The following is a 13,614-nucleotide window of genomic DNA, read 5'->3' on the forward strand; positions in this document are numbered from 1 at the left end:
GCTATGGGTCAAGCAAGACTGACCATTGCAAGCCTGAAGACCGTGATCGCCACGAGGCCATCGCGCGTAAGGACAGCAGCTTTTATTCCGACGAACCCAATATCATTCGGCAGATGCATCCCAGCCAGGACGACAGCCTTCAGGGTTTCGTCCGGCGCACGCGGCTTGCGTCCTAGCGCCGGCAGGAAAGACACTAATGTCCAACAAAATGCTTATAGATGCCTCCCACCCGGAGGAGACCCGCGTCATCGTAACGCGTGGCAACAAGATTGAAGAATTCGACTTCGAGTCAGAGCACAAGAAGCAGCTAAAGGGTAATATTTATCTCGCACGCGTCACCCGCGTCGAACCCTCTCTTCAGGCTGCTTTCGTGGAATATGGCGGCAATCGCCATGGCTTCCTCGCTTTTTCTGAAATCCATCCGGATTATTATCAGATCCCTGTTGCTGATCGTTTGGCCTTGCTCGAAGCGGAAGCCAAAGCTGCCCGGAGCGAAGACGACGAAGACGAACCAAAGGCCAAGAACAACGATCGTTCGCGTCGCCATCGCCGTCGCGGACGTCGTGATGGTCAGAATGGTGATTCGCAATCAAACGTAGCCCGTAACGGCCTGCCTGCTGCAGAACCAGTCGGACCTGATTTTGCAAACTATGTACCAGGTACGCCAGCCATCGCACTGATGAAGCAGGCTGGCCATGTCATTTCAGAAGCCATCGACGCTGACAATGGTGACGATGACGACGATTCGGAAGTCGAGAACGAAGAAGACATGGTTGAATCGGTTGGTTCCGAGGATGCGATGGAAGAACTTCCTTCGCATAGCCGCACCAATCGCCGTCAGTACAACATTCAGGAAGTCATCAAGCGCCGCCAGATCATTCTGGTACAGGTGGTCAAGGAAGAGCGCGGCAATAAGGGCGCTGCTCTGACGACCTATCTGTCGCTCGCTGGTCGCTATTCCGTCTTGATGCCAAACACCGCTCGCGGTGGTGGTATTTCGCGCAAGATCATCAATCCGCAGGACCGCAAGCGTCTCAAGGAAATCGTCAAGGAACTCGAAGTGCCGCAGGGCATGGGCGTGATCCTGCGTACGGCAGGTGCTAACCGCACCAAAGCCGAAGTAAAGCGCGATTATGAATATCTGATGCGCATGTGGGAGAACGTGCGTTCGCTGACGCTGCAATCGACTGCGCCTGCCCTCGTTTATGAGGAAGGCAGCCTGATCAAGCGCTCGATCCGTGATCTTTATAATAAAGACATCACCGAGATTCTGGTCGCAGGTGAAAACGGTTATCGCGAAGCGAAAGACTTCATGCGCATGCTCATGCCGAGCCATGCCAAGGTCGTTCAGCCTTACCGCGAACCAGTTCCTGTCTTCACGCGCTATGGCCTTGAAGCACAGCTTGATCGTATGCTTCTGCCACAGGTAACGCTGAAATCCGGCGGCTATCTCATTATCAACCAGACCGAAGCGCTGGTTGCGATAGATGTTAACTCGGGTCGTTCAACCCGCGAACATTCGATCGAAGACACGGCTCTCCAGACCAATCTGGAAGCGGCCGAAGAAGTCGCGCGTCAGCTGCGTCTGCGCGACCTTGCCGGTCTGATCGTTGTCGACTTCATCGACATGGAAGAAAAGCGCAACAATCGCGCTGTCGAAAAGAAGATGAAGGATTGCCTCAAGGACGACCGGGCTCGCATTCAGGTGGGCCGCATTTCGCATTTCGGCCTTCTCGAAATGTCGCGCCAGCGTATCCGCGCATCGGTTCTTGAAAGCACGATGCAGGTTTGCCAGCATTGCGGCGGTACAGGACATATCCGTTCTGACTCCTCAATGGCTCTGCATATCATCCGTGGCATTGAAGATTATCTCCTGCGTCATTCGGGTTACGACATCGTCGTTCGCACCCCTGCCGCATCGGCTCTTTATGTGCTGAACAACAAGCGCCAGCTGTTGGCTGATCTGGAAGGTCGTTTCGGCGCCAATATCAGCATTGACGCAGATGAAAGCGTTGGTCATCAGCATTTCGTCATCGACAAGGGCGCACCTTCGACACGTCCTGTAACCATTCAGCCTGTGCAGCCGATGGTTTATGAAGATGATTTCGAAGATCCTGAAATTCCGCTTGAGGACGACGAAGCCGAAGAAGAAATCAAGGCTGAACCACAAGCTCGCGAAGAAAGCAGCGAAGAAGGCGATCGCAAGCGTCGTCGTCGTCGCCGCCGTCGCGGTGGTCGTGATCGCGAACAGACGGAACAGACTGAATCCGGTGCAGAAGGCGCGGACGAAGATGGCGATGAGGACGAAGATACCAGCCCTCAGAGCAACGCTTCGCTGAGCGAAGAAGATCGTCGCAAGAAGCGTCGCCGTGGTCGCCGTGGCGGACGCAAGAACCGTCGCGAAGACGAAATTCAGGCCAAGAAAGTACCTGATGCTGAGCCAGTAGGCTACACGCCCGTCTTCCCGCCAAAGGCAGAAGAAAAAGCTGCTGAAGCAGTCATCAGTGAAGCCGTTGCTGTTGAAACGGTCACGGTTGAGGTGGTTCCGGCTGTTGAAGCATCAGCTGCTGAAGCTGGCGAAAAGCCTGCAAAGCCAACTCGCAAGCCACGTGGCCGCAAGGCTGCGAAAAGCGAAGAGGTTGCTTCGGACGAAGTTGTTGCAGTCGAAGCAGTAGAAGAGCCTGCAAAGCCCGCGCGCAAGACACGTTCGCGTAAGAAGCTCGCAGAGGAAGAAGCTCCTGTAGAAGCGGCCGCACCGGCTGAAGAAGCAGAAGAGATCAAGCCAAAGCGCCGCACCCGCAAGGCAGCCGCCAAGCCGGAAGTGGAAGAAGCTGTTGCTGAGACCGAAGTTGCTCCTGCTGCTGAACCACAGAAGGTTTCCGAGCCCGTCGTCACCTCGAGTGAAACCGAAGAGCAGAAGCCAAAGCGTGGTGGCTGGTGGCAGAAAAAGGGCTTTTTCTAAGCCCTGCCCGCTTAATACGTAATATAAGAAAACCGGCGGAAACGCCGGTTTTCTTTTTGCTTTATCGATTTTCTATTCAGGCTTTTTGTTGTGGAAGCCATTCTTCGAGGCGACGGACCACTTCCTGCATTTCCTCTACCTTGCCAGCATAGGAAAAGCGCATGGTGCGATGCCCATCAACCGGATCGAAGTCGCGTCCGGGTGTAGCCGCAATATTGGTTTCAGCAATCATACGGCGTGCAAATTCCATGCTGTCATTGGTGAAACGCGAAACATCACAATAGGCGTAGAACGCACCATCCATGGGTGCCGCAAGGCTCAGTCCCATTCGAGGAAGATGATCGAGCAAAATCTGGCGGTTCTGCCGATAGCGGTCCTTCACACGTTCGAGTTCTGCTGTCGCATGAAAAGCTTCGATTGCAGCGCGCTGGGATAATTCAGGTGCCGAAATATAGAGGCTCTGTCCGAGGCGTTCGATAGCCCGAACGTCTGCACTTGGCAGAACCATCCAGCCGATGCGCCAGCCGGTCATGCAATAATATTTCGAAAACGAATTGATAATCGTCACGTCATCCGAAATCTCAAGTGCTGTAACGTCTTCTGTTTCATAAGAAAGACGGTGGTAGATCTCATCCGAAATCACGCGGATGCCAAGATCGCGGGCAGTCTCTATGATCGCCTTTAATTCAGGCTTGTCGATCACTGCACCCGTCGGGTTTGCGGGACTTGCAAACAGCACACCTTTGAGCGGCTTTTCAGCATGGGCAGCAGCAAGCGCTTTGGCTGTCAATGCGCCGGATGCTCCACCCTCATTGGCTATCTCTACGACTTCAAGACCAAGCGCTGTCAGAATGTTGCGGTAGGCGGGATAACCCGGACGCGTGATTGCAACGCGATCGCCTGGATCGAAATAGACAAGAAACGCCAGATTGAACGCGGCCGATGACCCTGTCGTAATCGCAATACGTTCAGGCGATACGGTTACGCCATAATTGTCAGCATAATGCGCGGCAATTGCTTCGCGCAGCTCTATCAGCCCAAGAGCATCGGTATAACCGATACGGCCATCTTTCAAGGCGCGATCTGCAGCCAGCCGCACGATTTGCGGTGCCGGGTCTGCTGGCTGCCCAACTGCCATCGAAATAATCGGATGGCCCGCAGCACGGCGACGATTGGCCTCCGCCAGAACATCCATGGCGTGAAACGGTTCAACTGCGCTACGGTTGGAAAGAGTATTCAACTTAGCCTCCAAAAAAGCGGGAATGCAATGCAACTCACCCGCCCTATAATCGCCGGATTGGTAAAGCAACAGCGCTGTAGTAAAAACAGCGATGAAGATTGATATAAAGTCCTTAAACTAGGCCTGATTTGTAAGATTCGCTTTTGTTTCGTTTGAGCAGGATGAGGAGCACTATGGGGAGCATGACTGCAACTTTCATGACCAAAGCGTTTTCTTTTCAGAATGTAATGCGTCGTTCAGTTGCTGCCTTTGCAGCGCTTGCTGTCGCGGTGACAGGCGTTCTGCCTGTTCAGGCCCAATCACGCGGCGGTGGTGTTCCCATCGTGCGCGATGCTGAAATTGAAGCGCTTGTCGCCGATTATGCAGCGCCGATCCTTAAAGTCGCCGGATTAGGCGGACGTGGTGTCCGTGTTATTCTCGTCAATTCTCAGAGCTTCAACGCCTTTGTCGACGGCCGTCGTATTTTCATCAATACAGGCGCGATCATGCAGGCTGAAACTCCCAACGAAATCATCGGCGTTATCGCGCATGAAGCTGGACACATAGCTGGTGGACATCAGGACCGCTTGCGCGAACAGCTGAGCCGTGCGCGCACGATGGCCGTTATAGGCATGCTTCTCGGTGTAGGCGCTGGCGTTGCTGGTGCAGCGTCTGGCAGCGGTGCGGCCGCGGGTGCCGGTGGCGGCATCGCCATGGGCAGCACAGAAATGGCAATGCGCAGCCTGCTCAGCTATCAGCGCACCGAAGAAATGACTGCAGATCGACTGGCTGTGAACTACCTAAATGCCACCGGTCAATCCACGAAGGGCATGCTTGATACGTTCCAGCGTTTTGCCTCGGCGCTTTCGCTGTCGGGTACACAGATTGATCAGTATCGCATCAGCCATCCTTTGCCACGCGAGCGCATTTCCAATCTTGAGGAGCTTGCCAAAAAGAGCCCCAACTACAACAAGACGGATTCCGCAGCTCTTCAGCTCAGACATGATATGGCGCGCGCAAAAATTGCTGCCTATTCCAACAATATGGGCGCATTGCAACGCATGTTCAGGGGGAACCCTGGCGGATTACCCGCGCGCTACGGCAGTGCTATTACAACATATCTGAATGGCTCGGCGCGTTCTGCTCTTCCCAAGTTTGATGCACTCATTAAAGAGCAGCCCAAGAACCCATATTTTCAGGAAATGATGGGGGAAGTTCTGATCAAAGCCAACAATCCTCAGGGCGCTGCCAAGGCTTTCCAACGTGCCGTTGCACTCGACACACGCAAGTCCCCGCTTCTTCGGATGAGCTATGGTCGCGCTTTGATGTTGACGGGATCAAAAGCGAATATGCCGACCGCAATCAAAGAGATCAGAGCAGGCATTGCAGCCGACCCTGAATTTCCGGGCGGATATGGCTATCTCGCCCAGGCTTACGGCCAATCGGGTGATATGGCGCGTGCAGACCTTGCCACAGCCGACATGAACTATTATTCCGGCAAGCTACAGCAGGCTCAGATTTTTGCGATCCGTGCACAAAAACAGATGAAATCCGGATCGCCGGACTGGATGCGTGCGCAGGATATCATCAACGCCAAAGCAAAAAAGTAATACGCGCGGATAACGCCTTAGAGCATTTCCTGTTTAAGATGAATCGTAGAAAATGCGTCTCACTGTTTGTTTATACGCATGTCTCCCAAAATCGGTTCCCACTTTTGGGAGACATGCTCTAGATCGCCGTGCGCCCTCTTGGGCGCCACACAAGGGCGCTCTAAACTATTGAATCTACGCATCGTGCTTTCCAAAAAATCGATTCCGATTTTTGGGCCAATGCTGTAGCGATATCCCAAGCGGATTTTCAGAACGTATGAAAGTGATCGGTATGAAGAATGTAATTTTAGGCTCGATTGCGGGTGTCGTGGTTGGCGCTGCTGCTCTCGCCGCTGGTTATTATGCAGGCACTGCCCATCAACAACCAGCACCTGTCGCTGCAGCACCTATTGCAGCCCCCGCTTCATCTGACATGTCACAGCAGGCTGTTGAAAACATCGTTCGCAACTATCTGTTGCAGAACCCTGAAATCATGATTGAAGTGCAGACAGCACTTGAAACAAAGCAGGCTCAAGCTGCACAGGCGCAAATCAAGGACGTATTGGCTTCCAGCCAGGACGAACTTTACAATTCACCCCATGATGCTGTTTTTGGCAATCCGAATGGTGATGTGACTGTTGTTGAGTTCTTCGATTACAATTGCGGCTATTGCAAACGCGCATTGCCAGACATGGAAGCCATCCTCAAGAACGATCCGAACGTCCGTTTCGTGATGAAAGAATTCCCTATCCTCGGTCCGGATTCCATGCGGGCGCACATCGTAGCACAAGCCTTCAGAGCGCTAATGCCAGACAAATATGCTGAGTATCACGAAGTGTTGCTCGGAGCACAAGAACGCGCCACTGAAGAGTCTGCGATTGTTGACGCGGTCAAGTTGGGTGCTGACGAAGCAAAGCTGCGTGAGAAAATGAAGGACCCGGCGATCACCGGTTCTTTCCAGAGCACCTATCAGCTCGCCAGCAAGCTTAACATCACCGGCACGCCATCCTATATCATCGGAAACGAGCTTGTTCCGGGCGCGATCGGTGCGGAAGGCCTGATTGAAAGAATCGCCGCTGCACGCGCAGCAAGCAAAAGCTGATTTGATTAGAACCGTGTCTCGTGGGTGCTCGCATACATCACACGAGATGCGATCAATAAATCATATCGCGGAAATAACTATTTTTGCCACATATTGCGTCCATTCCACAAAGAATAGCGGGAAAAACGCTGTGGTGAAACATTAGCATTGAATTAGAGGGTTTCGACTTGCATCCAAGCCCTCTATATGGAATGCGAAGTGTAATCGAAATTTCGTAATAGGCCCGTTATCGACCACGGACGAATATGGTGAAAACAGTTTTTGTTCTGAATGGCCCCAATCTCAATCTTCTAGGGAAGCGTGAGCCTGGCATATACGGTGTGGCAACGCTCGATGATATCGAAGCGAGCTGCAAGCGTGAGGCTGAACAACTGGGTCTTGAGGTCGATTTTCGCCAGACCAATTATGAAGGTGATCTGGTTAGCTGGATTCAGGAAGCGGGTGATAAAAACGCCTATGTCCTGATTAACCCAGCTGCTTACAGCCACACTTCGGTTGCTATTCATGATGCAATCCGCTCGGCCAAAGTTACGGTCGTGGAAGTGCATCTGTCGAACATTCATGCGCGTGAAGCTTTCCGGCATCACTCCTATGTCTCCGCAGTCGCCAAAGGCGTCATCTGCGGCTTTGGCGCGGAAGGATACCTGCTCGGCCTGCGCGCACTCGCGGCAATTGCCAAAGAAGAAGAAAACAACGGGCAAAGCGTAAAAGGGGCCTAATATGTCCAGCAAAACTTCCGTCATCGACAAGGAAACCATCCGCGATCTCGCGGACATCCTCAATGAAACCGACCTGACCGACATCGAAGTCGAGCATGGCGATCTGCGTATTCGCGTTTCGCGCAAGGTAACGGTTCAGGCTGCTGCCACCGTAATGCAGGCTGCACCAGTAGCTGCCGCAGCACCAGTCGCTGCTGTTGCCGCTGAACCAACCAAGGCAGAGCTGTCGAAGAACGCCGTGCCTTCGCCTATGGTTGGAACCGCCTATCTCGCCCCTGCCCCTGGAGCACGCAACTTCATTGAAGTTGGGACCCAGGTTAAGGAAGGCCAGACCCTTCTCATCATCGAAGCTATGAAGACCATGAACCAGATCGCCGCTCCACGCGCCGGTACGGTCAAGGCTATTCTGATTGAAGATGCAGCGCCTGTAGAATTCGGCGAGCCGCTCGTCGTCATCGAATAAGACGACCATCTGGTCAGAAGAACTTCGGCTTATTCAATGAACGGGCAGCAAAGCGCAATGTTTCAAAAGATACTCATAGCCAATCGTGGCGAAATCGCTCTTCGTGTGCTCAGAGCTTGTAAAGAGCTGGGCATCAAGACGGTCGCAGTTCACTCAACGGCAGATGCTGATGCAATGCACGTTCGCCTTGCGGACGAAAGCGTTTGCATTGGACCTCCTCCATCACGCGACAGCTATCTGAATATTCATCAAATCGTTGCCGCCTGCGAAATCACAGGCGCGGATGCAATCCATCCGGGCTACGGCTTCCTGTCGGAAAATGCCAAGTTTGCTGAAATTCTTGAAGCACATGGCATTACCTTCATCGGACCAACCTCATCGCATATCCGCATCATGGGTGACAAGATTGAAGCCAAGCGCACTGCAAAGCGCCTTGGTATTCCTGTCGTGCCGGGTTCGGACGGTGGCGTTACCGATGATGTTGAAGCTGCTCGCGTTGCCAAGGAAATCGGCTACCCTGTCATCATCAAGGCATCTGCTGGTGGTGGTGGACGCGGTATGAAGGTCGCGAAAACCGAGGAAGACCTCTCTGTAGCGCTCTCAACCGCTCGTACCGAAGCCGGTGCAGCATTTGGTGACGACGCCGTCTACATCGAGAAGTATCTCGAAAAGCCGCGTCACATCGAAGTTCAGGTTATGGGCGACGGTGCTGGTAACGCAATCCATCTGGGCGAACGCGACTGCTCCTTGCAACGCCGACACCAGAAGGTCTGGGAAGAAGCCAATTCTCCAGCGCTCAACGCAGAAGCACGCCACAAGATCGGCATGATCTGCGCCAACGCTGTGGCCGATCTCGGCTATCGCGGTGCGGGTACGATCGAATTCCTTTATGAAAACGGTGAGTTCTATTTCATTGAAATGAACACCCGTTTGCAGGTGGAACATCCGGTCACCGAAGCCATCACCGGCATCGATCTTGTTCATGAGCAGATTCGTGTGGCCGCTGGTCTCGGCCTTTCGGTCAAGCAGGACGATGTGCGCTTCTCGGGTCACGCTATCGAGTGCCGCATCAATGCTGAAGATCCGCGTAACTTTACGCCATCACCGGGTCTTATCACGCATTACCACACTCCAGGCGGTCTTGGCATTCGCGTGGATTCGGGCGTCTATTCCGGCTACCGCATCCCGCCTTACTATGACAGCCTTATCGGCAAGCTCATCGTACACGGTCGCAACCGTGTCGAATGCATGATGCGTCTGCGTCGTGCGCTTGATGAATTCGTGGTCGATGGCGTCAAGACGACCCTGCCCCTGTTCCAGGACCTGATTTCCAATCAGGACATTGCCAATGGCGACTATGACATTCATTGGCTGGAAAAATATCTGGCCAAGCAGTCAGAAACACCAGGTGCATAAGTAAAGTGACCGCAGGAGCTTCCCCGGACGACTATTCGATCGAGCCGGAACTGCTCCTGCGGGCCTATTCCACCGGGGTTTTCCCGATGGCCGAAGAAGCGGATGATCCGGAGATTTTCTGGGTTCGTCCTGAGAAGCGCGGCATCATCCCGCTTGATGGCTTTCACATCCCGAAAAGCCTGCAAAAAACAATCCGACAAGCTATTTTTGAGATCAGGCTCGATAGTGATTTCGAGGGCGTTATCGACGGCTGCGCAAGTGGCTTCGGTGAGCGTGCACGCACATGGATCAATGGTCCGATCCGCGAAGCATACGGCAAGCTGTTTGAAGCTGGACATTGTCACACGGTCGAAGCATGGCATGACGGACAACTTGTCGGTGGGCTTTATGGCGTCACGCTTGGCCGCGCATTCTTTGGCGAGAGCATGTTTACACGGAAACGCGATGCCTCAAAGGTTTGCCTTGCCTATCTGGTGGAACATCTGAACCGGCAAGGGTTCGTCCTGCTCGATACGCAATTCACAACCGCTCATCTGGAGCGCTTCGGTGCTATAGAGGTAAGGCGTAAAAAATACGAAGTGATGCTTGAGCAAGCGCTTCAGGGCGACGCTACGTTCTGACGATGTATCGGGCAGTTTTATTTAAACTGCGCCATCACAATCGTTTGGCTTTTGGCAGTGCGTCTTCGCTTAATTATTTACGCTGATCCGGTGGCGGAACTTCAGACTTCTGCTTGCAGTCCTTCAACCACACGTCATAAATCGGGTGCTCAACAGCATTGAGACCGGGACTATCGGCAAACATCCAACCCGTGAAAATACGTCTGATCTTACGATCCAGCGTAATTTCATCGACTTCGACGAAGCCATCGGTGCGTGGCGCTTCATTTTCGGTGCGGGAATAGCAAACTTTTGGCGTCACCTGCAGCGCACCAAATTGCACAGTCTCGTTGATATAAACGTCAAAACTCGTGATGCGACCTGTAATCTTGTCCAGCCCCGAAAACTCGGCCACTGGGTTTGATATCCGTTCGGCCCGAGCAAGCTGAATACCGCTTGTGCTTGAAAGAAGCGCGATCAGGGCAACCTGTGCCACCTTGCTGATCCAGTTCTTTCCATTGCCAGCCCTGCCGGGAGAATGCTTCGTCAAAACGGATATCCGCATCAAAATGGTGAATTAAAAAGCCGGAATAATTCCTAAGCATGAAATGTGACGATTCGTTGCCCTGCTGCAAGCAGCAATGAACCCACAGCGCCTGTGCGGCACCTCTATCCTCAAAACCTTTTGCAAACTGGCAATCGGAGATGAAAAATCCGGCGTGAAATGTCACGCCGGACCACAGTTTCGGTATTTTAGTTGCCTGGTGTCCAGGCGTCGTATTCGCCGGTCACACGCGGACGCTCAGCAGGTTGCGTACCCGGAATAGCGATCGAACCTTTTGGGCGATACGCCAGCGGTGAACCCGTGAGGTTCTGCAAATGTGGCTTCTGCCAGTCGCGCGGCTGGTAATCTTCCTTGCTTGGCGGTGTATCAACGCGGTGATGCATCCAGCCATGCCAACCCGGAGGAATTGCGCTTGCTTCTGCATAGCCATTGAAAATGACCCAACGACGTGTGCGACCTTCAGAGTCCTTGCCACCCTGATAGTAGACATTGCCGAACTCGTCTTCGCCCACGCGCTCGCCCTTGCGCCACGTATGAAGGCGGGTGCCGAGCGTCTGGCCATTCCACCAGGTGAAGACTTGTATAAGAAATTTCTTCATGACCTATCCAGATCCGTTTTCGCCACAGGCAGAGTGACTGCTGGGTTTTGAACGCTTATGGCCCTATCGAAAGACCAAGGCAAGGGGCAAGTTGCCGCTGTCACAAGAGTATGATGCAGCTACAGGCCGAATTTACGTGTCGCATTATCCTACGCAAAACCGCTTCGCACTTTTGCTGAAAATGCTTTGTTTCTACGCATTATCCTCACGCAAAACCGCTTCGCACTTTTGCTGGAAATGCTTTGTTTCTAGGCATTATCCTCACGCAAAACCGCTTCGCACTTTTGCTGGAAATGCTTTTTACATAGACCAGCCTTCAAGAGACTTTTCCATAATAAGCACCGGCTCCTTGCAATTGGGGTCGCCCCAATCTTCGCTACGGCCGACCTGTGCATAGCCCTTGCGTTCATAGAAGCGGACTGACTTTACATTCCGCTCGATCACTTCAAGCCGCATCGTATTTACACCGGGAAAGGCCATTTCAACTTCTGCCAAAAGCATGGTGCCAATACCCTGCACCTGCGCATCAGGGCGAACATAAAGCTGATGAAGCGAGGCTTTGCCATCGCCAGTCTGACTTGCGAAAGCCATTCCATCGATGCCGCCTGCGCCATTATCGGCAACGATGAATTCCGAGTATGGCTTTTTCAGATTGGCTTTCAAAGCTGCAACGGAATGCCATTGACCGGTAACGGTATTCACCATCTCTCGGCCAATAATATCGTCAAAGGTCGCGTGCCAGGTTGAAACCAGCAGTTCATGAACAGCCTTCAGATCGGCTTCACTGGCGCTGCGAACCCACATTATTCTTCAATCCCAAGCTTGGACTTGACCAGATCGTTGACGGCCTGCGGGTTAGCCTTACCACCTGTTGCCTTCATCACCTGACCAACGAACCAACCAGCCATTGTTGGCTTTGCCTTGGCCTGCTCAACCTTGTCCGGGTTAGCTGCGATGATATCGTCAACTGCCTTTTCGATAGCGCCGGTGTCAGTAACCTGCTTCATGCCGCGTTCTTCAACGAGGCTCTTCGGATCACCACCTTCGTTCCAGACGATCTCGAACAGATCCTTGGCGATCTTGCCGGAAATCGTGCCGTCCTTGATGAGATCGATAATCGCACCAAGCTGATCTGGCAAAACTGGCGATTCTTCAATGTCCTTGCCGGCCTTGTTCAGCGCGCCAAGAAGATCATTGATGACCCAGTTCGCAGCGGCCTTACCGTCGCGGCCTTCAGCAACCGCTTCATAATAGTCAGCGATGGCTTTTTCAGTGACCAGAATCGATGCGTCATAGATCGAAATGCCGAGTTTTTCGACGAGGCGGTCTTTCTTGACGTCTGGCAGTTCCGGCAATTCAGCGGCAAGCGCATCGACAAATGCCTGATCGAATTCAAGCGGCAAAAGATCTGGATCCGGGAAATAGCGATAATCGTGCGCTTCTTCCTTCGAGCGCATCGAACGCGTTTCACCTTTTACAGGATCAAACAGGCGGGTTTCCTGATCGATAGAGCCGCCATCTTCCAGAATACCGATCTGGCGACGTGCTTCATATTCAATGGCCTGCCCGACAAAGCGGATGGAATTGACGTTCTTGATTTCGCAACGTGTGCCGAACTCACCACCTGGACGACGCACGGAAACGTTCACGTCGGCACGCATTGAGCCTTCGTCCATATTGCCATCGCAAGTGCCGAGATAACGGACAATCGTGCGCAGCTTGGTCAAATAGGCACGGGCCTCATCAGACGAACGCAGGTCAGGTTTGGAGACGATTTCCATCAGCGCCACGCCAGAGCGGTTCAAATCAACATAAGACATCGTCGGATGCTGATCGTGAATCGACTTGCCGGCATCCTGTTCGAGATGGAGCCGTTCAATGCCGATCTCGACATCTTCGAACTGCCCCTTATTGTCGGGGCCGACCGAGATCATGATCTTGCCTTCGCCAACAATCGGCTGCTTGAACTGCGAAATCTGATAACCCTGCGGCAGATCGGGATAGAAGTAGTTCTTGCGGTCGAATACCGACTTCAGATTGATCTGCGCATTGAGGCCGATACCCGTACGCACGGCCTGCTTGACGCATTCCACATTAATGACAGGCAACATGCCCGGCATCGCCGCATCAACCAGAGACACATTGGCATTCGGAGCTGCGCCAAACGATGTAGAAGCGCCTGAGAACAGTTTCGACTCGGACGTGACCTGAGCGTGGACTTCCATGCCAATGACGATTTCCCAGTCGCCGGTGGCGCCAGAGATGAAGCGTTTTGGTTCGGGCGTACGCGTATCAATAAGGGTCATAGTAACTCGTCTATCTCTTCCTGTGCGACGCAATGCGCAGCAAAAATTCTATCTGACTTTGGCTAAAACAAACGG

At 53.1% G+C, this 13,614-nt stretch carries 13 protein-coding genes; 7 read left to right on the plus strand and 6 right to left on the minus strand.

Annotation, left to right across the window (positions count from 1 at the left end; all coding sequences use genetic code 11):
- Window positions 1–8: 8 nt before the first annotated feature.
- On the minus strand, window positions 9–194 hold the full coding sequence (locus QBD00_RS12630; protein WP_094577142.1) for a hypothetical protein: 186 nt from the start codon (window positions 192–194) through the stop codon (window positions 9–11).
- Window positions 195–196: 2 nt separating this feature from the next.
- Between QBD00_RS12630 and QBD00_RS12635 the strand changes: the two genes are divergently transcribed.
- A complete protein-coding gene (locus tag QBD00_RS12635; RefSeq protein WP_318579683.1) occupies window positions 197–2,962 on the plus strand; it encodes a ribonuclease E/G in 2,766 nt (921 codons plus the stop codon).
- Between the two features lie 76 nt (window positions 2,963–3,038).
- On the opposite strand, the gene QBD00_RS12640 is transcribed toward QBD00_RS12635, so the two are convergent.
- Window positions 3,039–4,202, minus strand: coding sequence for a pyridoxal phosphate-dependent aminotransferase (locus tag QBD00_RS12640; RefSeq protein ID WP_318579684.1), 1,164 nt, complete (start codon window positions 4,200–4,202; stop codon window positions 3,039–3,041).
- Window positions 4,203–4,375: 173 nt separating this feature from the next.
- Here QBD00_RS12640 and QBD00_RS12645 point away from each other — a divergent pair, with 173 nt between their 5' ends.
- The 6 genes from QBD00_RS12645 to aat all read left to right on the plus strand — a co-directional run bounded on the left by QBD00_RS12645 (window position 4,376) and on the right by aat (window position 10,090).
- Window positions 4,376–5,791: a M48 family metalloprotease gene (locus QBD00_RS12645; RefSeq protein WP_095446525.1), complete on the plus strand. Its 1,416-nt coding sequence runs from the start codon at window positions 4,376–4,378 to the stop codon at window positions 5,789–5,791.
- A gap of 271 nt (window positions 5,792–6,062) precedes the next feature.
- Window positions 6,063–6,872: a DsbA family protein gene (locus tag QBD00_RS12650; RefSeq protein ID WP_318579685.1), complete on the plus strand. Its 810-nt coding sequence runs from the start codon at window positions 6,063–6,065 to the stop codon at window positions 6,870–6,872.
- 245 nt (window positions 6,873–7,117) lie between these two features.
- Complete coding sequence (gene aroQ / locus QBD00_RS12655; RefSeq protein WP_095446524.1) at window positions 7,118–7,591, plus strand: type II 3-dehydroquinate dehydratase; 474 nt, start codon at window positions 7,118–7,120, stop codon at window positions 7,589–7,591.
- A 1-nt stretch (window position 7,592) separates the two neighbouring features.
- Complete coding sequence (gene accB / locus QBD00_RS12660) at window positions 7,593–8,054, plus strand: acetyl-CoA carboxylase biotin carboxyl carrier protein (protein WP_095446523.1); 462 nt, start codon at window positions 7,593–7,595, stop codon at window positions 8,052–8,054.
- A gap of 57 nt (window positions 8,055–8,111) precedes the next feature.
- Window positions 8,112–9,470 carry an acetyl-CoA carboxylase biotin carboxylase subunit gene (accC, locus tag QBD00_RS12665; RefSeq protein WP_095446522.1) on the plus strand — a complete coding sequence of 453 codons (1,359 nt, stop codon included), beginning with the start codon at window positions 8,112–8,114 and terminating at the stop codon, window positions 9,468–9,470.
- Window positions 9,471–9,520: 50 nt separating this feature from the next.
- The gene (gene aat / locus QBD00_RS12670; protein WP_318579802.1) at window positions 9,521–10,090 is read left to right on the plus strand and encodes a leucyl/phenylalanyl-tRNA--protein transferase; all 570 of its coding nucleotides are present in this window, start codon (window positions 9,521–9,523) and stop codon (window positions 10,088–10,090) included.
- A gap of 73 nt (window positions 10,091–10,163) precedes the next feature.
- Here the strand turns inward: aat and QBD00_RS12675 are convergent, their stop codons facing one another.
- The 4 genes from QBD00_RS12675 to gatB all read right to left on the minus strand — a co-directional run bounded on the left by QBD00_RS12675 (window position 10,164) and on the right by gatB (window position 13,539).
- Window positions 10,164–10,634, minus strand: coding sequence for a DUF2155 domain-containing protein (locus tag QBD00_RS12675; protein ID WP_318579686.1), 471 nt, complete (start codon window positions 10,632–10,634; stop codon window positions 10,164–10,166).
- Between the two features lie 188 nt (window positions 10,635–10,822).
- Window positions 10,823–11,233, minus strand: coding sequence for an NADH:ubiquinone oxidoreductase subunit NDUFA12 (locus QBD00_RS12680; protein WP_095446519.1), 411 nt, complete (start codon window positions 11,231–11,233; stop codon window positions 10,823–10,825).
- Between the two features lie 300 nt (window positions 11,234–11,533).
- Window positions 11,534–12,037, minus strand: coding sequence for a GNAT family N-acetyltransferase (locus QBD00_RS12685; RefSeq protein WP_318579687.1), 504 nt, complete (start codon window positions 12,035–12,037; stop codon window positions 11,534–11,536).
- Window positions 12,037–13,539: an Asp-tRNA(Asn)/Glu-tRNA(Gln) amidotransferase subunit GatB gene (gatB, locus tag QBD00_RS12690; RefSeq protein WP_151095442.1), complete on the minus strand. Its 1,503-nt coding sequence runs from the start codon at window positions 13,537–13,539 to the stop codon at window positions 12,037–12,039. The genes QBD00_RS12685 and gatB overlap by 1 nt, the downstream gene beginning before the upstream one ends.
- Between the last annotated feature and the right edge of the window lie 75 nt (window positions 13,540–13,614).

It is taken from the genome of Ochrobactrum sp. AN78 (assembly GCF_029909885.1).
Classification (GTDB): Bacteria; Pseudomonadota; Alphaproteobacteria; order Rhizobiales; family Rhizobiaceae; genus Brucella; species Brucella quorumnocens.